The 21,407-nt window shown below is 45.1% G+C and carries 25 protein-coding genes; all 25 read left to right on the forward strand.

Annotation, left to right across the window (positions count from 1 at the left end; all coding sequences use genetic code 11):
* The first annotated feature begins 31 nt into the window (after positions 1-31).
* The 25 genes from rplL (at position 32) to rpsH (ending at position 21,389) form a co-directional block, all read left to right on the forward strand.
* On the forward strand, positions 32-394 hold the full coding sequence (rplL, locus tag J2T19_RS26530) for a 50S ribosomal protein L7/L12 (RefSeq protein WP_145053353.1): 363 nt from the start codon (positions 32-34) through the stop codon (positions 392-394).
* Positions 395-490: 96 nt separating this feature from the next.
* Positions 491-1,108 carry a class I SAM-dependent methyltransferase gene (locus tag J2T19_RS26535; RefSeq protein WP_307221343.1) on the forward strand — a complete coding sequence of 206 codons (618 nt, stop codon included), beginning with the start codon at positions 491-493 and terminating at the stop codon, positions 1,106-1,108.
* A gap of 393 nt (positions 1,109-1,501) precedes the next feature.
* Positions 1,502-5,047 (forward strand): DNA-directed RNA polymerase subunit beta, encoded by a 3,546-nt coding sequence (gene rpoB, locus J2T19_RS26540; RefSeq protein WP_307221346.1) that lies wholly within the window; start codon positions 1,502-1,504, stop codon positions 5,045-5,047.
* A gap of 112 nt (positions 5,048-5,159) precedes the next feature.
* A complete protein-coding gene (rpoC, locus tag J2T19_RS26545) occupies positions 5,160-8,774 on the forward strand; it encodes a DNA-directed RNA polymerase subunit beta' (RefSeq protein WP_307221348.1) in 3,615 nt (1,204 codons plus the stop codon).
* A 204-nt stretch (positions 8,775-8,978) separates the two neighbouring features.
* Positions 8,979-9,230 (forward strand): ribosomal L7Ae/L30e/S12e/Gadd45 family protein, encoded by a 252-nt coding sequence (locus J2T19_RS26550; protein ID WP_056697674.1) that lies wholly within the window; start codon positions 8,979-8,981, stop codon positions 9,228-9,230.
* Between the two features lie 150 nt (positions 9,231-9,380).
* Positions 9,381-9,803, forward strand: coding sequence for a 30S ribosomal protein S12 (rpsL, locus tag J2T19_RS26555; RefSeq protein ID WP_056697677.1), 423 nt, complete (start codon positions 9,381-9,383; stop codon positions 9,801-9,803).
* A gap of 87 nt (positions 9,804-9,890) precedes the next feature.
* Positions 9,891-10,361, forward strand: a complete 471-nt coding sequence (gene rpsG, locus J2T19_RS26560) for a 30S ribosomal protein S7 (protein ID WP_056697679.1) — start codon at positions 9,891-9,893, stop codon at positions 10,359-10,361.
* Between the two features lie 48 nt (positions 10,362-10,409).
* The gene (gene fusA / locus J2T19_RS26565; protein ID WP_307221354.1) at positions 10,410-12,488 is read left to right on the forward strand and encodes an elongation factor G; all 2,079 of its coding nucleotides are present in this window, start codon (positions 10,410-10,412) and stop codon (positions 12,486-12,488) included.
* Positions 12,489-12,582: 94 nt separating this feature from the next.
* A complete protein-coding gene (tuf, locus tag J2T19_RS26570) occupies positions 12,583-13,773 on the forward strand; it encodes an elongation factor Tu (protein WP_145053340.1) in 1,191 nt (396 codons plus the stop codon).
* 437 nt (positions 13,774-14,210) lie between these two features.
* Positions 14,211-14,519 carry a 30S ribosomal protein S10 gene (gene rpsJ / locus J2T19_RS26575; RefSeq protein ID WP_017692074.1) on the forward strand — a complete coding sequence of 103 codons (309 nt, stop codon included), beginning with the start codon at positions 14,211-14,213 and terminating at the stop codon, positions 14,517-14,519.
* Positions 14,520-14,565: 46 nt separating this feature from the next.
* On the forward strand, positions 14,566-15,189 hold the full coding sequence (gene rplC / locus J2T19_RS26580) for a 50S ribosomal protein L3 (protein ID WP_056697686.1): 624 nt from the start codon (positions 14,566-14,568) through the stop codon (positions 15,187-15,189).
* 25 nt (positions 15,190-15,214) lie between these two features.
* Positions 15,215-15,838 carry a 50S ribosomal protein L4 gene (gene rplD, locus J2T19_RS26585; RefSeq protein ID WP_056697690.1) on the forward strand — a complete coding sequence of 208 codons (624 nt, stop codon included), beginning with the start codon at positions 15,215-15,217 and terminating at the stop codon, positions 15,836-15,838.
* A complete protein-coding gene (gene rplW, locus J2T19_RS26590) occupies positions 15,838-16,128 on the forward strand; it encodes a 50S ribosomal protein L23 (protein WP_024633586.1) in 291 nt (96 codons plus the stop codon). Before rplD ends, rplW begins: the two co-directional genes overlap by 1 nt.
* Positions 16,129-16,159: 31 nt before the next feature.
* Positions 16,160-16,990, forward strand: coding sequence for a 50S ribosomal protein L2 (gene rplB / locus J2T19_RS26595; protein WP_056697692.1), 831 nt, complete (start codon positions 16,160-16,162; stop codon positions 16,988-16,990).
* A 71-nt stretch (positions 16,991-17,061) separates the two neighbouring features.
* Positions 17,062-17,340 carry a 30S ribosomal protein S19 gene (gene rpsS / locus J2T19_RS26600; RefSeq protein ID WP_056697694.1) on the forward strand — a complete coding sequence of 93 codons (279 nt, stop codon included), beginning with the start codon at positions 17,062-17,064 and terminating at the stop codon, positions 17,338-17,340.
* 35 nt (positions 17,341-17,375) lie between these two features.
* Positions 17,376-17,708, forward strand: coding sequence for a 50S ribosomal protein L22 (gene rplV / locus J2T19_RS26605; protein ID WP_024633583.1), 333 nt, complete (start codon positions 17,376-17,378; stop codon positions 17,706-17,708).
* A gap of 15 nt (positions 17,709-17,723) precedes the next feature.
* The gene (gene rpsC, locus J2T19_RS26610) at positions 17,724-18,389 is read left to right on the forward strand and encodes a 30S ribosomal protein S3 (RefSeq protein WP_056697698.1); all 666 of its coding nucleotides are present in this window, start codon (positions 17,724-17,726) and stop codon (positions 18,387-18,389) included.
* A gap of 2 nt (positions 18,390-18,391) precedes the next feature.
* Positions 18,392-18,826 (forward strand): 50S ribosomal protein L16, encoded by a 435-nt coding sequence (gene rplP, locus J2T19_RS26615; protein ID WP_017692082.1) that lies wholly within the window; start codon positions 18,392-18,394, stop codon positions 18,824-18,826.
* Complete coding sequence (rpmC, locus tag J2T19_RS26620) at positions 18,816-19,013, forward strand: 50S ribosomal protein L29 (protein WP_017692083.1); 198 nt, start codon at positions 18,816-18,818, stop codon at positions 19,011-19,013. The genes rplP and rpmC overlap by 11 nt, the downstream gene beginning before the upstream one ends.
* A 47-nt stretch (positions 19,014-19,060) precedes the next feature.
* Positions 19,061-19,327 carry a 30S ribosomal protein S17 gene (rpsQ, locus tag J2T19_RS26625; RefSeq protein WP_056697701.1) on the forward strand — a complete coding sequence of 89 codons (267 nt, stop codon included), beginning with the start codon at positions 19,061-19,063 and terminating at the stop codon, positions 19,325-19,327.
* A 35-nt stretch (positions 19,328-19,362) separates the two neighbouring features.
* Positions 19,363-19,731 carry a 50S ribosomal protein L14 gene (rplN, locus tag J2T19_RS26630; protein WP_056697703.1) on the forward strand — a complete coding sequence of 123 codons (369 nt, stop codon included), beginning with the start codon at positions 19,363-19,365 and terminating at the stop codon, positions 19,729-19,731.
* A gap of 39 nt (positions 19,732-19,770) precedes the next feature.
* Positions 19,771-20,124, forward strand: coding sequence for a 50S ribosomal protein L24 (rplX, locus tag J2T19_RS26635; protein WP_145053336.1), 354 nt, complete (start codon positions 19,771-19,773; stop codon positions 20,122-20,124).
* Positions 20,125-20,156: 32 nt separating this feature from the next.
* Positions 20,157-20,699 carry a 50S ribosomal protein L5 gene (gene rplE, locus J2T19_RS26640; protein ID WP_128103676.1) on the forward strand — a complete coding sequence of 181 codons (543 nt, stop codon included), beginning with the start codon at positions 20,157-20,159 and terminating at the stop codon, positions 20,697-20,699.
* Positions 20,700-20,772: 73 nt separating this feature from the next.
* A complete protein-coding gene (locus J2T19_RS26645) occupies positions 20,773-20,958 on the forward strand; it encodes a type Z 30S ribosomal protein S14 (RefSeq protein ID WP_013312154.1) in 186 nt (61 codons plus the stop codon).
* A 32-nt stretch (positions 20,959-20,990) separates the two neighbouring features.
* Positions 20,991-21,389, forward strand: coding sequence for a 30S ribosomal protein S8 (rpsH, locus tag J2T19_RS26650; RefSeq protein WP_017692088.1), 399 nt, complete (start codon positions 20,991-20,993; stop codon positions 21,387-21,389).
* Positions 21,390-21,407 lie beyond the last annotated feature (18 nt).

Here is a 21,407-nt window from a genome sequence, read left to right on the forward strand (position 1 = left end):
AAAAAATAAAATTATATATGGAGGTTCAATCATGAGTAAAGAGCAAATCTTGGAAGCAATCAAAGGCATGACTGTACTGGAACTGAACGATCTTGTTAAAGCAATCGAAGAAGAATTCGGCGTAACTGCTGCAGCTCCAGTAGCTGTTGCAGGTGGCGGAGCTGCTGCAGCTGAAGCTGAGCAATCCGAGTTCGACGTAATCTTGGCAAGCGCTGGCGCTTCCAAAATCAACGTTATCAAAGCAGTTCGCGAAATCACTGGTCTTGGCTTGAAAGAAGCTAAAGAAGTAGTTGACAACGCTCCAAAAGCATTGAAAGAAAAAGTAAGCAAAGAAGAAGCTGAAACGATCAAAGCTAAATTGGAAGAAGCAGGCGCTTCAATCGAAGTTAAATAATTTAGCTTTTACAAGCTGAATGAACAAAACAACAAACCCCTTGACTTATATCAAGGGGTTTGTTGCTGTAATTGCAAATGGAAAGTGAGTGAGGGCATGTCCAATCATTATTATTCGGACAAACCGCAAGTAGCGCATGATCGGAAGGCGACTGAAACGATGCTTCGTGGATTTAGTCTGCGGTTCGTGACAGACGCTGGTGTATTTTCCAAAAACGGAATTGATTATGGCAGCAGAGTATTAATTGATGTGATGGAGATTCCGACAGGAGCTCACGTTCTTGATGTGGGTTGCGGATACGGACCGATGGGTCTTACAGCAGCGAAGCTTGTACCGGATGGGCATGTCACCATGATTGATATCAACGAGAGAGCTGTTGAACTTTCCAAGGAAAATGCAAAAGCGAATGGAATTAACAATGTTACCGTCATGCAAAGTAATCTACTGGCTGAAGTGGAAAAGGTAGACTTTGACGTTATTCTAACCAATCCCCCTATACGGGCTGGGAAAGAAACGGTTCATACTATATTTGAACAGGCTCATCGTCATTTGAAGGTTGGTGGTTCGTTGTGGATCGTCATTCAGAAGAAGCAAGGAGCTCCTTCGGCAAAATCGAAGTTAGAGACTTTGTTTGGAAGAGTAGAGGAAGTCACAAAGGATAAAGGCTACCGAATTTTCAAAGCGGTGAAAACGGAAGAAGTCGCTGAAGGCTGATTCCCGATTTGTAAAGTAAGCAGGGGAGTGTTTTTTTTGCAATAGGACTATTGACTTGAAATTCAGGTCGTGGTATTATTGTAAAATGTCAGTATTAAGATGCCCTACTTGGCTTTAGCTAACTAAAAATGTCAATCTTTTTTTACGCCGAACGGGCTTATTATGCCAACGTTTGGCGTATAATATGTACATTTTGGGCAAACTGGGGATAAGAATGTTTTGGAAGACATCCGCCGATCAAAGTTGCTCTTTTTTCGAACGACATTTCGAGTAAGGGCTTTTCTTTATTTGTGGATGCATTGCTTTGCTCTGTATGTGTACCATTATAAGGTTACAAACAGAGGTTCGCAACGAAATTTTTAAAGTGAGTAGACATTGAGGGGTGAGTTTAAGTTGGCAGGACATCTTGTTCAATATGGTCGACGCACTCGGCGCAGTTATGCACGAATTAACGAGATACTCGAAGTTCCGAACCTGATTGAAATCCAACAAAAATCCTATGATTGGTTTTTGGAGGAAGGGTTGCGCGAAATGTTCCAGGATATCTCGCCGATCCAGGATTTTACAGGCAATTTGATTTTGGAATTTATCGATTACAGTCTCGGAGAACCGAAGTATACAGTAGACGACGCTAAAGAGCGTGACGTTACTTATGCAGCACCACTTCGGGTCAAAGTCCGGCTCATTAATAAGGAAACCGGCGAAGTCAAGGAGCAGGAAGTATTCATGGGAGATTTCCCGCTGATGACCGATACTGGCACATTTATTATTAATGGTGCGGAACGGGTTATTGTCAGCCAGTTGGTCCGCTCTCCTAGCGTTTACTTCAGCACTAAAGTAGATAAGAATGCCAAAAAGACGTATACCGCGACAGTTATTCCTAACCGCGGCGCTTGGCTCGAACTGGAGATGGACGCGAAGGACGTAGTTTATGTCCGGATCGACCGTACACGTAAAATACCGGTGACGGTTCTCCTGCGTGCACTTGGTTTTGGCACAGACGCTGAGATTTTGGATCTGCTCGGTAATGACGAATATATCCGCAACACACTGGATAAAGATAACACGGATTCCACGGAGAAAGCGCTGATTGAAATTTATGAGCGTCTTCGTCCGGGTGAGCCACCTACGCTTGATAATGCGAAGAGCTTGCTCGTAGCGCGTTTCTTTGATCCAAAACGTTATGACCTGGCTAACGTAGGTCGTTACAAAATCAACAAAAAACTTCACATCAAAAATCGCTTGTTCAACCAACGCTTAGCTGAGTCTTTGGTTGACACCGAAACTGGTGAAATCATTGCTGAAGCAGGTCAAATGGTCGACCGTCGATTGCTCGACGAGATCATGCCGCACCTAGAGAAAAGCGTTGGTTTCCGCACATATCATGTGGCGAACGGCGTTTTGGATGCCAATGATATCCCGATGCAAACCATTGATGTGTTCTCGCCGATTGAAGACGGTAAAGTGGTTAAATTGATTGCCAATGCTAACATTGACAAATCAGTTAAGAACATCACACCGGCAGATATCATTTCATCAATCAGTTACTTCATTAATCTACTGCACGGCATCGGTAGCACAGATGATATCGATCACCTGGGTAACCGTCGTCTGCGTTCAGTAGGTGAACTCTTGCAGAACCAGTTCCGCATCGGTTTGTCCCGTATGGAACGTGTTGTTCGTGAGAGAATGTCCATTCAGGATGCTAACGTAATCACGCCTCAAGCTTTGATTAACATACGTCCTGTTATCGCATCGATTAAAGAGTTCTTCGGTAGCTCTCAATTGTCACAGTTTATGGATCAAACGAACCCACTGGGTGAGTTGACGCATAAACGTCGTCTGTCCGCACTCGGACCAGGTGGTTTGACGCGTGAGCGTGCCGGCATGGAAGTCCGTGACGTGCATCCATCCCACTATGGCCGGATGTGTCCGATCGAGACACCGGAGGGACCGAATATTGGTTTGATCAACTCCTTGTCTACGTTTGCTCGTGTAAACGAATATGGCTTCATTGAAGCTCCATATCGTTGGGTAGATCCGAAGACAGGTGTCGTTACTGAACAGATTGATTACCTGACAGCAGACGAAGAGGACAACTATGTTGTCGCTCAAGCGAACGCGAAGCTGAATGAAGATGGAACATTTGCTGAAGAAGCAATCATTGTACGTTACAACAAGCAATCGGATAACATCCTTACGATGCCGAGTGAGCGAGTTGACTACATGGACGTATCTCCTAAGCAGGTTGTATCCGTCGCTACAGCGCTCATTCCGTTCCTTGAGAACGATGACTCCAACCGTGCGCTTATGGGATCGAACATGCAGCGGCAAGCCGTTCCACTCTTGATTCCTAAAGCTCCGCTTGTCGGAACAGGTATGGAACATAAAGCCGCAAAAGATTCTGGTGTATGTATTGTCTCCAAATATGACGGGATTATCGAACGTTCTTCTGCGAACGAGATCTGGCTCCGTCGTTTGGAAGAAGTAGATGGCCAAGAAGTCAAAGGCGATATTGTTAAATATAAATTACACAAATTTATGCGTTCGAACCAAGGAACATGCATTAACCAACGTCCGATCGTCAAAAGAGGTGCTGTTGTCAAAGCTGGCGACATCCTTGCAGATGGTCCTTCAACGGAAATGGGTGAATTGGCTCTAGGACGTAACGTTGTCGTTGCCTTCATGACTTGGGAAGGTTACAACTACGAGGATGCGATTTTGCTCAGTGAAAAACTCGTTAAGGAAGATGTGTATACATCCATCCATATCGAGGAATATGAGTCAGAAGCGCGTGATACGAAGCTCGGACCTGAAGAGATTACACGTGATATCCCGAACGTTGGGGAAGAAGCACTGCGTAACCTTGATGAGCGTGGTATCATCCGAATCGGTGCTGAGATCAGTGCTGGCGACATTCTAGTTGGTAAAGTAACACCAAAAGGTGTGACTGAGCTAACAGCTGAAGAACGCCTCTTGCACGCAATCTTCGGTGAGAAAGCACGTGAAGTACGTGATACTTCCCTGCGTGTGCCTCACGGTACAGACGGAATCGTAGTAGACGTTAAAGTGTTCACACGTGAGAACGGTGATGAGCTACCTCCAGGTGTTAACCAACTCGTTCGTGTGTATATTGCCCAAAAACGGAAAATCTCCGAGGGTGATAAAATGGCCGGACGTCACGGTAACAAAGGGGTCGTGGCTCGTATCCTACCGGAAGAAGATATGCCTTTCTTGCCGGATGGTACACCTGTTCAGATCGTTCTTAACCCACTGGGCGTACCTTCCCGGATGAACATCGGTCAAGTACTGGAAGTTCACTTGGGTATGGCAGCAATGCAGCTCGGGATCCACGTAGCAACTCCTGTATTCGATGGAGCGAAGGAGTATGATGTCTTCGATACGATGGAAGAAGCAGGAATGCAACGTAATGGTAAAACTGTCCTGTATGATGGTCGTACAGGTGAAGAGTTTGAACGTGAAGTTACCGTTGGTGTCATGCATATGATCAAGCTGGCACACATGGTTGATGATAAAATCCATGCCCGTTCCACAGGACCTTACTCTCTCGTTACGCAACAGCCATTGGGTGGTAAAGCCCAATTCGGTGGACAACGTTTCGGTGAGATGGAAGTATGGGCGCTTGAGGCTTATGGTGCAGCTTATACCTTGCAAGAAATCTTGACTGTTAAGTCCGATGATGTTGTTGGTCGGGTGAAAACGTATGAATCCATCGTCAAAGGTGAGAATGTTCCGGAACCAGGTGTTCCTGAGTCATTCAAAGTATTGATCAAAGAGCTGCAAAGCTTAGGTATGGACGTTAAGATTTTGAGTGAAGATGAGCAAGAGATTGAAATGAAAGAAATGGACGATGAAGATGACGCTGCGAGCGATAAGCTCAGCCTCAACCTTGAGGGTACAGAGGTCGGAGCGGAGTAACCGCTTCGGGCGCATGATGACCGGCGTTTTTCATCAGGCTCGCGTCTTGCTCCGGCTTCGGCCGGAGGGGGCGTAACCTAGAATACAGGACTTGGTTAAGGAGGGTTGCTCCTTGTTGGACGTCAACAATTTCGAATACATGAAGATCGGGCTTGCTTCCCCAGAAAAAATTCGTTCTTGGTCCCGCGGAGAAGTGAAAAAACCGGAAACGATCAACTATCGTACGTTGAAACCGGAAAAAGAAGGGCTGTTCTGCGAAAAGATTTTTGGCCCTACAAAGGACTGGGAATGTCATTGCGGTAAATACAAACGCGTCCGTTATAAAGGCGTTGTCTGTGATCGTTGTGGCGTTGAAGTAACACGTGCGAAAGTTCGTCGTGAACGGATGGGTCATATCGAGCTCGCTGCTCCGGTATCACACATTTGGTACTTCAAAGGTATTCCGAGCCGTATGGGTCTCGCTTTGGATATGTCTCCAAGATCTCTCGAGGAGATTATTTATTTTGCATCATATGTAGTAACTGATCCAGGAGAAACTCCACTGGAGAAAAAACAGCTGTTGTCCGAGAAAGAATACCGCAGCTACCGTGAAAAATACGGATATGGTTTCCAAGCTGGTATGGGTGCAGAAGCAGTTAAAAAATTGCTTCAAGATCTTGATGTAGATAAAGAGCTTGATTTCTTGAAAGAAGAGCTCCGTACTGCACAAGGACAACGCCGTAACCGTGCAATTAAACGTTTGGAAGTTATCGAAGCCTTCCGTAACTCTGGCAATAAGCCGGAGTGGATGATCATGGATGTACTTCCTGTGATTCCGCCGGAACTTCGTCCTATGGTACAGCTGGATGGTGGACGTTTCGCTACGTCTGACCTGAATGACTTGTACCGCCGTGTAATTAACCGGAACAACCGTCTGAAACGTCTGCTTGATTTGGGCGCGCCAGATATTATCGTGCAAAATGAAAAACGGATGCTGCAGGAAGCTGTTGACGCATTGATCGATAATGGTCGTCGTGGTCGCCCTGTAACAGGTCCTGGTAACCGTCCTTTGAAATCTCTCAGCCACATGCTGAAAGGTAAACAAGGCCGTTTCCGTCAAAACTTGCTCGGTAAACGTGTTGACTATTCTGGTCGTTCCGTTATCGTTGTTGGACCTTACCTGAAAATGTATCAGTGTGGTCTGCCAAAAGATATGGCACTTGAATTGTTCAAGCCTTTTGTAATGAAAGAGCTTGTAAATAAAGGGCTTGCCCACAACATCAAGAGCGCTAAACGTAAGGTTGAGCGTGTAAGTCCTGAAGTTTGGGATGTTCTTGAAGAAGTAATTAAGGAGCATCCGGTTCTACTTAACCGTGCCCCTACGCTTCACCGTCTCGGTATTCAAGCATTTGAACCGATTCTCGTTGAAGGTAAAGCAATTCGTCTTCACCCACTAGTATGTACGGCGTACAACGCCGACTTTGACGGTGACCAAATGGCCGTGCACGTTCCATTGTCCGCTGAAGCTCAAGCGGAAGCGCGTATCCTGATGCTTGCATCGGGTAACATTTTGAACCCGAAAGACGGTAAACCTGTTGTTACTCCTTCCCAGGATATGGTGCTTGGTTCTTACTACCTCACTATGGACAACAAGGAAGAAAAGGGCACAGGTATGATCCTGCGTACTGTTAATGAGGCTGTATCAGCTTACCAACGTGGTACTGCTGGACTGCATGCTCGCGTAGCGATTCCAGTTAAGGCGCTTGGTAAAACAAGCTTCACGGAAGAGCAACAAGAGGGCATGTTGCTGACAACGATCGGCAAAATCATCTTTAACGAAATCTTCCCGGCAAGCTTCCCGTATATCAATGACGCGACTCGTGCTAACTTGTACCAAGGTACTGCGGATCACTCATTTGTATATGAGAAAGGTGTCGACCTGAGAGAAGCGATCATGAATGCTCCTCAAGCAGGTGGTGTTGGTAAAGAATACCTCGGTTCCATCATTGCACGTTGCTTTGAGATTTATCACACAACAGAAACAGCGGTTATTCTGGATAAAATCAAACAACTTGGATTCACGTACTCCACTCGTGCCGGTATTACGGTTGCCGTGTCGGACGTTATCGTGCCTAATGAGAAATTCGAGATTCTTAGACAGTCTGAAGAAAAAGCACAAATCGTTACGAATCAATACCGTCGTGGTTTGATTACGAATGAAGAGCGCTATGACCGTATCATTGATATTTGGTCAAAATCTAAAGATGACATCACTGAAATCTTGATGAAATCCATGGACCGTTATAACTCCATTATGATGATGGTTGATTCCAAAGCGCGGGGTAACAAATCGCAAATCACTCAATTGGGCGGTATGCGTGGTTTGATGGCCAACCCGTCTGGTCGAATCATTGAACTCCCAATCAAATCGAACTTCCGTGAAGGTCTGACGGTACTCGAGTACTTCATCTCAACTCACGGTGCGCGTAAAGGTTTGGCCGATACGGCGTTACGTACAGCGGACTCAGGTTACCTGACTCGTCGTCTCGTAGACGTTGCACAAGATGTGATTGTTCGTGAGGATGATTGTGGAACAGATAAAGGCTTTACGGTAAGTCGTATCCAGGATGGTAAAGAGGTTATTGAAGATCTCTATGACCGTATTGAAGGCAGATACTGCTTCGAGACATTGCGTCATCCGGAAACGAAAGAAATTATTGTAGGTCGCAATGAATTGATTGACTCTGACAAAGCAGAGGCTATCATTGCAGCAGGCATAACTAAATTGCAAATCCGCTCTGTACTCAGCTGCCGTGCTCGTCATGGTGTCTGCAAGAAGTGTTACGGTCGTAACTTGGCGACGGGTAAACATGTGGAGATCGGTGAAGCAGTTGGAATTATCGCAGCACAATCCATTGGTGAACCAGGAACACAGCTTACAATGCGTACATTCCATACCGGTGGTGTGGCCGGAGACGATATCACGCAAGGTTTGCCGCGTATCCAAGAGTTGTTTGAGGCTCGTAATCCTAAGGGTCAAGCAACAATCAGTGAGATTGATGGTGTGGTTAAAGAGATTCGTGAAGCGAAGGATCGTCGTGAAATTGAAATTCAAGGTGAAGCAGAATCTAAAGTATATGCTGTTACCTACGGTTCCCGTGTCCGCGTAAGCGAAGGCATGGAAATTGAAGCGGGTGACGAATTGACAGATGGTTCTATCGATCCAAAAGAAATGCTGCGCATTAAAGGCATACGTGGTGTACAAAACTACATTTTGCAGGAAGTACAGCGCGTATATCGTAACCAAGGCGTAGAAATTAATGATAAGCACGTGGAAGTTATGATCCGTCAAATGCTGCGTAAGATCCGTATCGTGGATGCAGGAGATACAACGCTGTTGCCAGGATCGTTCGTTGATATGCATGAGTACGAAAGAGCTAACAAAATTGCGATTCTTAGTGATAAAGAGCCAGCGGTTGCAAAACCAATCTTGCTCGGTATCACGAAAGCATCCTTGGAAACAGACTCTTTCCTCTCAGCGGCCTCGTTCCAAGAAACTACACGTGTCTTGACAGATGCAGCGATCAAAGGTAAAGTCGATCAGTTGCTCGGTCTGAAAGAGAATGTAATCATCGGTAAACTGATTCCTGCGGGTACCGGTATGAACCGTTATCGCAGCATCAAATTTGCTGAGCCAGAAGATGGTCAATCTTCGGTAGAAGAACTTGAGCCAGTTTCGGTTGATTAATAGATTGCTCTTCCTTTGAAGAGGATCGAAGGTTTTGTACGTCAGTGAGCGGACGTCTGTTTCATACAGATGGACGTTCCTGGTGTACGTAAACTTTTGATAAAATGTTTTGGTAATAGCATTGACAATGTTTGTTCTAGATGCTAATATATCAAAGGTGCGTGAGTAGATGATTGTATTTAGTCCTATTCGGAGGAATGAACAATGTCTAATGAAAAAGGCTTGCAAGATGCTCATGTCAAGATAGGTACCAAACAGACCACGCGGATGGTTCAGACAGGTATGGCTTCCGAAGTCTATGTGGCTGAAGATAGTGATCCGCAGCTTACTTCCAAAATCATTGCTTTGTGTGAACAACATAATGTGAAGTGCACGAAAGTGGACACAATGAAAAATCTCGGCAAAGCTTGCGGGATTGGAGTAGGGGCAGCAATGGCTGCAGTCGTAAAATCATAAGGTAAGGAACGTTTTTGTCCGAGAACTTTAAGTGATTCTCCAAGGCAAAAACTTTTCATTTGTCTTTTTATGAACCGCCTGGGTCTGTGGACTTAGCGAAAAGAGGTTTATAAAGAAACATGAATAATTGAGGAAGGGGGTGGCAATCACATGCCAACTATTAACCAACTGGTTCGTAAAGGACGTCAAGCTAAAGTTGATAAGTCAAAATCACCAGCTTTGCAAAAAGGATTCAACGCTTTGAAACGTGAATCCACTAACATCAGTGCCCCACAAAAACGTGGTGTCTGCACTCGTGTAGGTACAATGACTCCACGTAAACCGAACTCTGCACTTCGTAAATATGCCCGTGTTCGTTTGACGAACCGTCTCGAGGTAACTGCTTATATCCCGGGAATCGGACATAACCTTCAAGAGCACAGTGTGGTATTGATCCGCGGAGGTAAAGTAAAAGACCTTGCAGGGGTTCGTTATCACATCGTTCGTGGAGCTCTCGATACTGCAGGCGTTAACAACCGTATGCAAGCTCGTTCTAAATACGGTGCTAAGCGTCCAAAAGCTAAAAAAGCTTAAACTATTATAAGTAGATTATCCTGAAGCCTTCTGGCTTAGGTCTGGAAGGTACAGGATCTGCTGAACAAGAAAGAAAGGGGGATATCCATGCCACGCAAAGGTCCAGTTACAAAAAGAGACGTGTTGCCAGATCCGGTATACAACTCCAAGTTGGTTACTCGTTTGATCAACCGCATCATGCTCGACGGAAAACGCGGTGTTGCTCAAAGCATTCTGTATAATGCGTTCAAGTTGATCCAAGAACGCACGGGTAATGACCCAATGGAAGTATTTGAGACAGCTATCAAGAATATCATGCCAGTCCTGGAAGTTAAAGCTCGTCGTGTCGGCGGTGCCAACTACCAAGTTCCAATCGAGGTAAAACCAGAGAGACGTACTGCTCTGGGATTACGTTGGCTCGTAAACTACTCCCGCAACCGCGGTGAGAAAACGATGGAAGAGCGTTTGGCGGCTGAGATCATCGATGCTTCCAACAACACAGGCGCTTCCGTTAAAAAACGTGAAGATACGCACAAAATGGCTGAAGCGAACAAAGCGTTTGCTCACTACCGTTGGTAGGATTCAGTTCATAAAAAATAACTTCAATTTTGAAGGGAGACCCATTTCATGGCTAGAGAGTTCTCCTTGAAAAATACACGTAATATCGGGATCATGGCTCATATTGATGCGGGTAAAACCACGACAACTGAGCGGATCTTGTTCTACACAGGCCGTACGCACAAAATCGGTGAAGTTCACGAAGGCGCTGCGACAATGGACTGGATGGAGCAAGAACAGGAGCGCGGAATTACGATTACTTCCGCTGCGACTACCGCTGCTTGGAAAGGCCACCGCGTTAATATCATTGATACCCCGGGACACGTTGACTTCACTGTTGAAGTTGAACGTTCCCTTCGTGTATTGGACGGAGCAGTTGGTGTATTCAGTGCGAAAGAAGGCGTTGAGCCTCAGTCCGAAACCGTATGGAGACAGGCTGATAAGTACGGCGTACCTCGTATCGCATATGTAAACAAAATGGATATCATCGGTGCTGACTTCTTGAACGTTGTATCTGACATGCGTGATCGCCTTCAAGCGAACGCTGTTGCGATTCAACTTCCAATCGGCGCTGAAAATGATTTCAAAGGTATCATTGATATCGTTGGACAAAAGGCTCATATGTACAAAGATGACCTGGGACAAGATATCGAAGAAACCGAAATTCCTGCGGAATTTGCAGATCAAGTTGAAGAACTCCGCAACGAATTGATTGAGCGTGTTGCAGAACTTGACGAAGAATTGACTATGAAATACCTGGAAGGCGAAGAGATCACAGTTGATGAGATCAAAGCCGCTCTCCGTAAAGGTGTAGTAGAAGTTAAAATCTTCCCAGTTATCTGTGGTTCCTCATACCGTAACAAAGGTGTTCAACTGATGTTGGATGCTGTTATCGATTACTTGCCAGCTCCTATCGATGTTCCAGCAATCAAGGGTCTCCTTGAAGATGGAACTGAGGCAGTTCGTAAGTCTTCCGATGAAGAGCCATTCTCTGCATTGGCCTTCAAAATCATGACTGACCCTTACGTTGGTAAATTGACATTCTTCCGCGTATACTCCGGTATTCTTCAATCCGGTTCTTATGTATTGAATGCAACTAAAAACAAACGTGAGCGTATCGGTCGTATCCTTCAAATGCATGCGAACAGCCGTCAAGAGATCACTGAAGTTTACTCCGGTGACATTGCAGCTGCAGTAGGTTTGAAAGATACGGGTACAGGTGATACACTATGTGATGAGAAAAACCCGGTAATCTTGGAGTCAATGAACTTCCCTGATCCGGTTATCGAAATCGCCGTTGAACCTAAAACCAAAGCTGACCAAGATAAAATGGGTGTTGCTCTCGGTAAGTTGACAGAAGAGGATCCAACTCTTCGTGCTCACACTGACGAAGAAACAGGCCAAACAATCTTGGCAGGTATGGGTGAGCTTCACCTTGACATCATCATCGACCGTATGCGTCGTGAGTTCAAGGTGGAAACTACTGTGGGTAAACCACAAGTAGCTTACCGTGAAACATTCCGTGCTCCAGCGCGCGTTGAAGGTAAATTCGTACGTCAATCCGGTGGTCGTGGTCAATACGGTCACGTATGGGTTGAGTTCGAACCTCTCGAGCCGGGTACAGGCAGTCAGTTCGAAAGTAAGATTGTCGGTGGTTCCGTGCCTAGAGAATACATTCAACCTGCACTGTCAGGGATTGAAGAGCAAATGAAAAACGGCGTTATTGCAGGCTTCCCGCTTGTAGACGTTAAGGCTACTATCGTAGACGGATCTTACCATGATGTCGATTCCAACGAGATGGCATTTAAAATTGCCGGATCTATGGCGCTGAAAGCAGCGAAAGACAAGTGTAAACCAGTTCTGCTTGAGCCAATCATGAAAGTAGAAGTAACCGTTCCAGAAGAGTACATGGGTGACGTAATGGGAATGTTGAACTCCCGTCGTGGCCGCATCGAAGGTATGGATTCCCGTAGTGGAGCTCAAATCATCCGTGCTAAGGTACCTTTGTCTGAAATGTTTGGTTACTCTACAACTCTTCGTTCTGGTACTCAAGGACGCGGCGTGTTCTCCATGGAACTCTCCCATTATGAAGAAGTTCCTAAGAGCATCGCTGAAGAAATCGTTGCCAAAACAAAAGGCACCGAGTAGTTTTCTCACACTGGATGTAAGTGCATAAGAATTCATTTCAGAGCACTTCATTCAGTGAAAACATAAATTATAATTTTAAGGAGGCCACGTTCAAATGGCAAAGGCTAAATACGAACGTAATAAACCCCACGTTAACATCGGTACTATCGGTCACGTCGATCACGGTAAAACAACTCTGACTGCTGCAATCACAACTGTATTGTCAACAACTTACGGTGGTGCTGCTGTAGCATTCGACCAAATCGACAAAGCTCCAGAAGAGCGCGAACGCGGTATCACTATCTCTACAGCACACGTTGAGTATGAAACTGACACTCGTCACTATGCTCACGTAGACTGCCCAGGTCACGCCGACTATGTTAAAAACATGATCACTGGCGCGGCACAAATGGACGGAGCTATCTTGGTAGTATCCGCAGCTGACGGCCCAATGCCACAAACTCGTGAGCACATCTTGCTCTCCCGTCAAGTAGGCGTACCTTACATTGTTGTATTCTTGAACAAATGTGACATGGTTGAAGACGAAGAGTTGTTGGAATTGGTTGAGATGGAAGTTCGCGACCTTCTTAACGAATATGAGTTCCCAGGTGATGACACTCCAATCACTCGTGGATCTGCTCGTGAAGCTCTGCAAAACCCTACTGGTGAGTGGGCTCAAAAGATCGTTGACATGTTCAAAGAGATCGATACTTATATCCCACTTCCTGAGCGTCAAACTGACAAGCCTTTCTTGATGCCTGTCGAGGACGTATTCTCCATCACTGGCCGTGGTACAGTTGCTACTGGTCGTGTAGAGCGTGGTACTGTTAAAGTCGGTGAAGAGATCGAGATCGTTGGTATCACTGAAGAAACTAAAAAATCCGTTGTTACGGGCGTTGAGATGTTCCGTAAATTGTTGGATTCCGCTCAAGCGGGTGACAACATCGGTGCATTGTTGCGTGGTGTTGACCGTACTCAAATCGAGCGTGGTCAAGTATTGGCAAAGCCAGGTTCTGTTAAGCCACACACAGAATTCACTGCACAAATCTACGTTTTGACTAAAGAAGAGGGTGGCCGTCACAAGCCTTTCTTCACTGGATACCGTCCACAGTTCTACTTCCGTACAACTGACGTAACTGGTATCATCAACTTGCCAGAAGGTACTGAAATGGTAATGCCTGGTGACAACATCACGGTTACTGTTTCCCTGATTTCCCCAATCGCGATTGAAGAAGGAACTAAGTTCTCCATTCGTGAAGGTGGACGTACAGTAGGTGCCGGTTCCGTAGCATCTATTCAAAAATAATTCAGCTTTACGTTGAATAAAGCATATGCAACAGTGTACTGGAACGAGTAACATTGTACTGTAACGAAGCTTCGGAAGAGTTCTTTATCCGACATCGGATAGAGAACTCTTTTATTATGTAATCGTTTCGGAACCTGCGTCTATTAAAATTGAACATCATATGTAGTGTAGAAAAATAGGTTAGGCAGCTTGTATATAGAAGAAAAACACCTACAATAAACGAACTCATTTCATCAGAAAAGATTAGTTTAAATGTTTTTTTTAAATATGCTTGCAATACGCCCATTTTTTCTATATAATAATGAATGTTGTTCTGAGACGTTGCGATGATGTGAGAGGTTACTGGCACACCCGGCCCCTTTGCCATGAGGCGGTGGCTAGAAAATTTTCACGGAGTATGTCCGATAAAAAATTGGGCGATAGAAGGAGGGACTAAAATGGCAAAGCAAAAAATTCGTATTCGTTTGAAAGCTTACGACCACAGAATTCTTGATCAATCCGCGGAGAAAATTGTTGAAACAGCAAAACGTTCGGGTGCAGGTGTATCCGGTCCGATTCCGCTTCCTACTGAAAAACAAATCATTACTATTCTTCGTGCGGTGCACAAGTACAAGGATTCTCGGGAGCAATTCGAACAACGCACACATAAGCGTTTGATCGACATCGTTAACCCGACTCCACAAACTGTGGATGCCTTGATGCGCTTGGATCTGCCGTCCGGTGTAGATATCGAAATTAAATTGTAATACAAGCTACAACAAAGACCATGTATAGAGGAAAAGAGGTGTCAACATGAAAGCAATCTTAGGAAAAAAACTCGGAATGACTCAAGTATTTACTCCTGAAGGTAACGTTATTCCAGTAACGGTTATCGAAGCAGGCCCTTGTGTTGTTTTGCAAAAGAAAGACATTGAGAACGATGGCTACGAAGCGATTCAAATCGGTTACTCCGATAAGAAAGAAAAAAATGCTAACAAGCCAGAAGCAGGTCACGCTAAAAAAGCGAATACTGCCCCTAAGCGCTACGTTCGTGAAGTTCGCGGTATCAACATCGCTGAATATGAAGTTGGCCAAGAACTTAAAGCTGACATTTTCGCTGAAGGCGAATTCGTTGACGTAACGGGTGTTTCTAAAGGTAAAGGTTTTGCCGGCGTAATCAAACGTTGGGGACAAAGCACTGGACCTATGTCACACGGTTCTCGTTATCACCGTGGCCCGGGTTCGATGGGTTCGATCCAAGCTAACCGCGTTCCTAAAGGCAAACGCCTGCCAGGACACATGGGACATGATACAGTTACAATCCAACGTCTTGAAGTAGTTAAAGTGGACGCTGAGCGTAACGTGTTGCTCGTGAAAGGTTCCATTCCTGGACCGAAAAACAGTCTCATTAAAGTTAAAGAAACGGTGAAAAAATAACCACTGAAGAAAGGAGGAACACAAAATGCCAAAAGTATCAGTTTACAATGTAGATGGTAGCCAAGTAGGTGAAGTTGAATTGAACGATGCGGTTTTCGGAATTGAGCCGAATCAACACGTTCTGTACGATGCAGTTCTTATGCAACGCGCTTCCCTTCGTCAAGGTACCCACAAAGTAAAAGGACGTTCTGAAGTACGTGGCGGTGGACGTAAGCCTTGGAAACAAAAAGGTACAGGTCGCGCTCGTCAAGGTTCGATTCGTTCTCCACAATGGAAAGGCGGCGGTATCGTATTTGGTCCGACACCACGGAGCTATGCATACAAACTGCCTAAGAAAGTTCGCCGTTTGGCGATCAAATCAGCTCTTTCATCCAAAGTGCTTGACAATGACATTATCGTTTTGGATGCTCTCGCATTGAGCACACCTAAAACTAAAGAATTTGCAGCTATTTTGAATAACCTCAAAGTAGGACGCAAAGCTTTGATCGTAGCACCTAGCTATGATGATAATGTAGCTCTTTCCGCACGGAATATTCCAGGCGTGAAATTCGTAGCTGCTGACGGCATTAATGTTCTTGACGTGCTTGCGCACGACAAACTGATCATTACGAAAGAAGCAGTTCAGAAGGTAGAGGAGGTGCTCGCGTAATGAAGGATCCTCGTGATATTGTAAAACGTCCGATTATTACGGAACGTACTGCTGACATGATGAACGACTTGAAATATGTATTTGAAGTCGATATCCGTGCAAACAAAACCGAGATCAAAAAAGCGGTAGAAGCTATTTTCAACGTAAAAGTGAAAAACGTGAACACACTTCGTGTTCCAGCTAAACCGAAACGGTACGGACGTTATTCCGGATATACTAGCGAATGGAAAAAAGCGTTTGTAACGCTGACACAAGACAGCAAAACGCTTGAGTTCTTTGAAACTGTATAATTGAAATTGTTGAAGTAAGGAGGGAAACCCAGTGCCAATCAAAAAGTATAAACCAACATCCCCGGCAAGACGGAACATGTCCGTTTCTACATTTGAGGAAATCACCACAGATAAGCCGGAGAAATCGTTGCTTGCCCCGCTTAGCAAACAAGCAGGCCGCAACAACCAAGGTAAAATTACAGTTCGTCACCATGGTGGTGGACACAAACGTAAATACCGTATCATTGACTTCAAACGTACTAAAGATGGAATACCGGGCCGCGTTGCTACAATTGAGTATGACCCGAACCGTACATCTAACATCGCTCTGATTCACTATGCTGATGGTGAGAAACGTTACATCATCGCTCCTAAAGGTTTGAAAGTTGGAGATCAAGTGTTCTCCGGACCTGAATCAGACATCAAAATTGGTAACGCGTTGCCACTCGAAAACATTCCAGTAGGTACCGTTATCCACAACATCGAGTTGAAACCAGGTAAAGGCGGACAATTGGTTCGTGCTGCTGGTACAGAAGCTCAGTTGCTTGGTAAAGAAGAAAAATACGTTTCCGTTCGTCTCTCTTCCGGAGAAGTTCGTCGTATTCTTAAAGTTTGCCGTGCGACAATCGGATCCGTTGGTAACCAAGACCACGAGCTCATCAAAATCGGTAAAGCCGGTCGTAGCCGTTGGTTGGGACAACGTCCTGAAGTTCGTGGTGTGGTAATGAACCCTAACGATCACCCTCACGGTGGTGGTGAAGGTCGTGCTCCAATCGGACGTAAATCGCCAATGTCACCATGGGGTAAACCTACTCTTGGTTTCAAAACGCGTAAGAAAAATAAAGCTTCTGATAAATACATCATTCGCCGCCGCACGAAGTAATACACACTGTGCATGACTTCGTGAGGCATCTGCGGATGCATAATAGCTACGTTTGAAGGGAGGATCTCCACATGAGTCGCAGTTTGAAAAAAGGGCCATTCATTGATGGCTACATGCTCAAGAAGGTAGAAGAGATGGAAGCGTCAGGTAAAAAGAACGTTATCAAAACCTGGTCCCGTCGCTCTACAATTTTCCCACAATTCATCGGACACACATTTGGCGTTTACGACGGTCGTAAGCACGTGCCAGTGTATGTAACTGAGGACATGGTCGGACACAAACTGGGTGAGTTCGCTCCAACCCGTACGTACAAAGGCCATACTGATGATGATAAGAAAACAAGAAGATAAATGAACATCTTTAATGTTTGAGAGGAGGTTACACAATGGAAGCAAAAGCACATGCTAAGTTTATCCGGATTGCTCCTCGTAAAGTTCAACTCGTTGTTGACTTGATTCGCGGCAAGCAAGTAGGTGAGGCGGTTGCCATTCTCCGTCACACTCCGAAATCTGCTTCTCCAATCGTTGAGAAGTTGCTCAACTCCGCTATTGCGAACGCGGAACATAATTATTCTTTGGATGTTAATAACTTGGTTATCTCGCAAGCTTACGTGAACCAAGGACCGACAATGAAACGTTTCCGCCCTCGTGCAATGGGACGTGCAAGTCGTATTAACAAACGTACTAGCCACATCACTTTGGTGGTATCTGAAAAGTAAAAGGAGGGGAAACGTGTGGGCCAAAAGGTAAATCCAGTCGGACTCCGTGTCGGAGTTATCCGTGACTGGGAATCTAAGTGGTATGCAGGCAAAGACTTCGGTGATCTTTTGATGGAAGACGTGAAAATTCGTGAATTCCTGAAAAATAAATTGAAAGACTCCGCTATGTCTCGTGTTGAGATCGAGAGAGCGGCTAACCGCGTAAACGTAACGATTCACACTGCGAAACCAGGTATGGTAATCGGTAAAGGTGGATCTGAAGTAGAAAATCTTCGTAACCAAATTACGAAAATTGCTGGCGGTAAAAAAGTACACATTAACATCTCTGAAATTAAGAACCAAGACCTGGATGCAGTCCTGGTAGCAGAAAGCATTGCACAACAATTGGAACGTCGTGTTTCTTTCCGTCGTGCTCTGAAACAAGCTATTCAAAGAACTATGCGTTCTGGCGCAAAAGGTATTAAAACTCAAGTAGGCGGACGTCTTGGCGGAGCTGAGATTGCACGTTCTGAAGGCTACAGCGAAGGAACTGTTCCACTGCACACACTGCGTGCTGACATTGACTATGGTACAGCAGAGGCTCATACTACTTACGGACGTATCGGCGTAAAAGTATGGATCTATCGTGGAGAGGTTCTTCCTACGGCTAAGAAACAAGCTGCTAAGGAAGGAGGCAACTAATCATGTTGGTACCAAAACGTGTAAAACACCGTAAGCAACAACGCGGACATATGAAAGGCCAAGCTAAAGGCGGAACTACGCTGAACTTTGGCGAATACGGTCTGCAAGCTACGGAACCGGCTTGGATTACGAACCGTCAAATCGAAGCGGCTCGTATTGCGATGACTCGTTACATCAAACGTGGTGGTAAAGTCTGGATTAAGATCTTCCCTGACAAGCCAATCACTCAAAAGCCTCTCGAGGTTCGGATGGGTAGCGGTAAAGGTAACGTAGAAAAATGGGTTGCAGTAGTGAAACCAGGTAAGATCATGTTTGAACTTGCTGGTGTACCGGAGGAGATTGCACGCGAAGCAATGCGTCTTGCCGCTCACAAACTGCCAATCAAAACGAAGTTCGTGAAACGTGAAGAATTGGGTGGTGAAGCAAATGAAAGCTAGTGAATTTCGCAACCTAACCTCTGCTGAAATCGAGCAAAAGATTGCCGGATTTAAAGAAGAACTCTTTAACCTCCGCTTTCAACTCGCTACCGGTCAGCTGGATAACCCGACTCGAATCCGTGATGTGCGGAAAGAAATAGCTCGTGCTAAAACCATTATCCGTGAAAGAGAATTGGGAATCGGTTAATTAGGGTCGGATATATAATCCGTCCGTAATCAGGAAGGAGGCCAACAATGAGCGAAGAACGTAACGCACGTAAAGTGCAAACTGGTAAAGTAGTCAGTGATAAAATGGATAAAACGATTGTTGTTGCTGTAGAAACCTACAAAAACCACAAATTGTACCATAAGCGCATTAAGGTTACTAAAAAGTTCAAAGCGCATGACGAAGAAAACACTGCGAAAATCGGTGACACGGTGAAAATCATGGAGACTCGTCCGCTTTCGAAAGATAAACGCTGGAGACTTACTGAAGTCGTAGAAAAAGCGGTTATCATCTAATGCATATACAGCATAGCTGAAAGGAGGAATTCTAAATGATCCAACCATTTACACGTTTGACTGTAGCTGACAACTCCGGCGCGAAGGAATTGATGTGTATCCGCGTACTAGGCGGTACTGGACGTCGTACAGCTCAAATCGGTGACTTGATCGTTTGTTCTGTAAAACAAGCAACACCAGGCGGCGTTGTCAAAAAAGGTGATGTAGTTAGAGCGGTTGTCGTTCGTACTAAACGTTCTATACGTCGTAAAGACGGTTCCTACATCGGTTTTGATGAAAATGCAGCGGTTGTTGTCAAAGACGACAGAAGCCCTCGTGGAACACGTATTTTCGGACCTGTTGCTCGTGAACTTCGCGACAAAGATTTCATGAAAATCGTTTCCTTGGCTCCAGAAGTTATCTAAAGCTTAATCTCGTGATGTTAGAAACAGGAGGTGTACGAAATGCCAAGAGTGAAAAAAGTTCTGGAATCCCATAACAACAAACTTCACGTTAAAAAGGAAGATACGGTTATGGTGATCAGCGGTAAAGACAAAGGTAAAAAAGGCCGTGTCATCGCTGCTTATCCTCGTGAGAACCGCGTCCTTGTGGAAGGTGTTAACATGGTGAAAAAACACCAGAAGCCTAACCAGCAAAATCCGCAAGGCGGCATTATCGAGAAGGAAGCTCCGATTCACGTTTCAAACGTAATGCACATCGATCCGAAGAGCGGAAATGTAACCCGTGTTGGTTACAAAGTGTTGGATAACGGAAAGAAAGTGCGCGTTGCTAAACGTTCCGGAGAAATTATCGACTAATTGAACCGAATGAGAAAGGAGGGCTATGATTCATGGCATCAAGAATGAAAGAACGTTACCTGCAAGAAATCGCTCCTGCTTTGATGCAGAAGTTTAACTATACAACGGTAATGCAAGTGCCGAAAATCGAGAAAATCGTTATCAACATGGGTGTGGGCGACGCTGTCCAAAACTCCAAAGTGTTGGATTCCGCAGTAAACGATTTGCAACTGATCGCAGGTCAAAAACCTGTAATCACTCGTGCTAAAAAATCTATCGCAGGTTTCAAACTGCGTGAGAACATGCCTATCGGTGTGAAAGTGACATTGCGCGGCGAGCGTATGTATTACTTCCTCGATAAATTGCTTAACGTAACACTTCCACGTGTCCGCGACTTCCGCGGTGTTTCAAGCAAAGCTTTTGATGGTCGTGGTAACTATACACTGGGTCTTAAAGAGCAATTGATCTTCCCAGAGATCGAATATGATAAAGTAGACAAAGTCCGCGGTATGGATATTGTCATCGTAACAACGGCGAAAACAGACGAAGAGTCCCGTGAGTTGCTCACGCAACTGGGAATGCCTTTCGTTAAATAATGTTGGCATAACGTTTCCGGGTGTCTGGAAAGACTCCCTTTTCTCCGAAATTATTTAGGAGGTGTCAGGCTAAGTGGCAAAAACTTCGATGAAAGTTAAACAACAACGTACACCAAAGTTTAAAGTACGTGCTTATACACGCTGTGAGCGTTGCGGACGTCCACATTCGGTACTGCAGAAGTTCAAAATTTGCAGAATTTGCTTCCGTGAATTAGCTTATAAAGGCCAGATCCCTGGCGTGAAAAAAGCAAGCTGGTAAAAAGTCCTGAACGGGAAGGAGGTTAACTCACAATGACTATGTCTGATCCAATTGCAGATATGCTTACTCGTATTCGTAACGCGAACACTGTTCGCCACGAAACAGTAGAAATGCCTGCTTCGACAATGAAAAAACAAATCGCCGATATTCTGAAGCGTGAAGGTTTCATCCGTGATGCTGAAGTTATCGATGATAACAAACAAGGGATTATCCGTGTTTTCCTGAAATACGGTCAAAATAACGAGCGCGTTATCACTGGTCTGAAAAGAATCAGTAAACCTGGTCTTCGTGTTTACACGAAAAGCAACGAAGTACCTCGTGTACTTGGTGGCCTGGGAATCGCGATCATCTCAACATCCAAAGGTATCATGACGGACAAAGAAGCTCGTCAATCAAAATCCGGCGGCGAAGTAGTCTGCTACGTTTGGTAATATAACGTCACAAGATAG

Source organism: Paenibacillus tundrae (assembly GCF_030812775.1).
GTDB lineage: Bacteria > Bacillota > Bacilli > Paenibacillales > Paenibacillaceae > Paenibacillus > Paenibacillus tundrae_A.

Coding starts and splice junctions, on each gene's coding strand:
- rplL (WP_145053353.1), top strand. CDS start 32: ATGAGTAAAGAGCAAATCTTGGAAGCAATCAAAGGCATGACTGTACTG.
- J2T19_RS26535 (WP_307221343.1), top strand. CDS start 491: ATGTCCAATCATTATTATTCGGACAAACCGCAAGTAGCGCATGATCGG.
- J2T19_RS26550 (WP_056697674.1), top strand. CDS start 8,979: ATGTCTAATGAAAAAGGCTTGCAAGATGCTCATGTCAAGATAGGTACC.
- rpsL (WP_056697677.1), top strand. CDS start 9,381: ATGCCAACTATTAACCAACTGGTTCGTAAAGGACGTCAAGCTAAAGTT.
- rpsG (WP_056697679.1), top strand. CDS start 9,891: ATGCCACGCAAAGGTCCAGTTACAAAAAGAGACGTGTTGCCAGATCCG.
- fusA (WP_307221354.1), top strand. CDS start 10,410: ATGGCTAGAGAGTTCTCCTTGAAAAATACACGTAATATCGGGATCATG.
- tuf (WP_145053340.1), top strand. CDS start 12,583: ATGGCAAAGGCTAAATACGAACGTAATAAACCCCACGTTAACATCGGT.
- rpsJ (WP_017692074.1), top strand. CDS start 14,211: ATGGCAAAGCAAAAAATTCGTATTCGTTTGAAAGCTTACGACCACAGA.
- rplC (WP_056697686.1), top strand. CDS start 14,566: ATGAAAGCAATCTTAGGAAAAAAACTCGGAATGACTCAAGTATTTACT.
- rplD (WP_056697690.1), top strand. CDS start 15,215: ATGCCAAAAGTATCAGTTTACAATGTAGATGGTAGCCAAGTAGGTGAA.
- rplW (WP_024633586.1), top strand. CDS start 15,838: ATGAAGGATCCTCGTGATATTGTAAAACGTCCGATTATTACGGAACGT.
- rpsS (WP_056697694.1), top strand. CDS start 17,062: ATGAGTCGCAGTTTGAAAAAAGGGCCATTCATTGATGGCTACATGCTC.
- rplV (WP_024633583.1), top strand. CDS start 17,376: ATGGAAGCAAAAGCACATGCTAAGTTTATCCGGATTGCTCCTCGTAAA.
- rplP (WP_017692082.1), top strand. CDS start 18,392: ATGTTGGTACCAAAACGTGTAAAACACCGTAAGCAACAACGCGGACAT.
- rpmC (WP_017692083.1), top strand. CDS start 18,816: ATGAAAGCTAGTGAATTTCGCAACCTAACCTCTGCTGAAATCGAGCAA.
- rpsQ (WP_056697701.1), top strand. CDS start 19,061: ATGAGCGAAGAACGTAACGCACGTAAAGTGCAAACTGGTAAAGTAGTC.
- rplN (WP_056697703.1), top strand. CDS start 19,363: ATGATCCAACCATTTACACGTTTGACTGTAGCTGACAACTCCGGCGCG.
- rplX (WP_145053336.1), top strand. CDS start 19,771: ATGCCAAGAGTGAAAAAAGTTCTGGAATCCCATAACAACAAACTTCAC.
- rplE (WP_128103676.1), top strand. CDS start 20,157: ATGGCATCAAGAATGAAAGAACGTTACCTGCAAGAAATCGCTCCTGCT.
- rpsH (WP_017692088.1), top strand. CDS start 20,991: ATGACTATGTCTGATCCAATTGCAGATATGCTTACTCGTATTCGTAAC.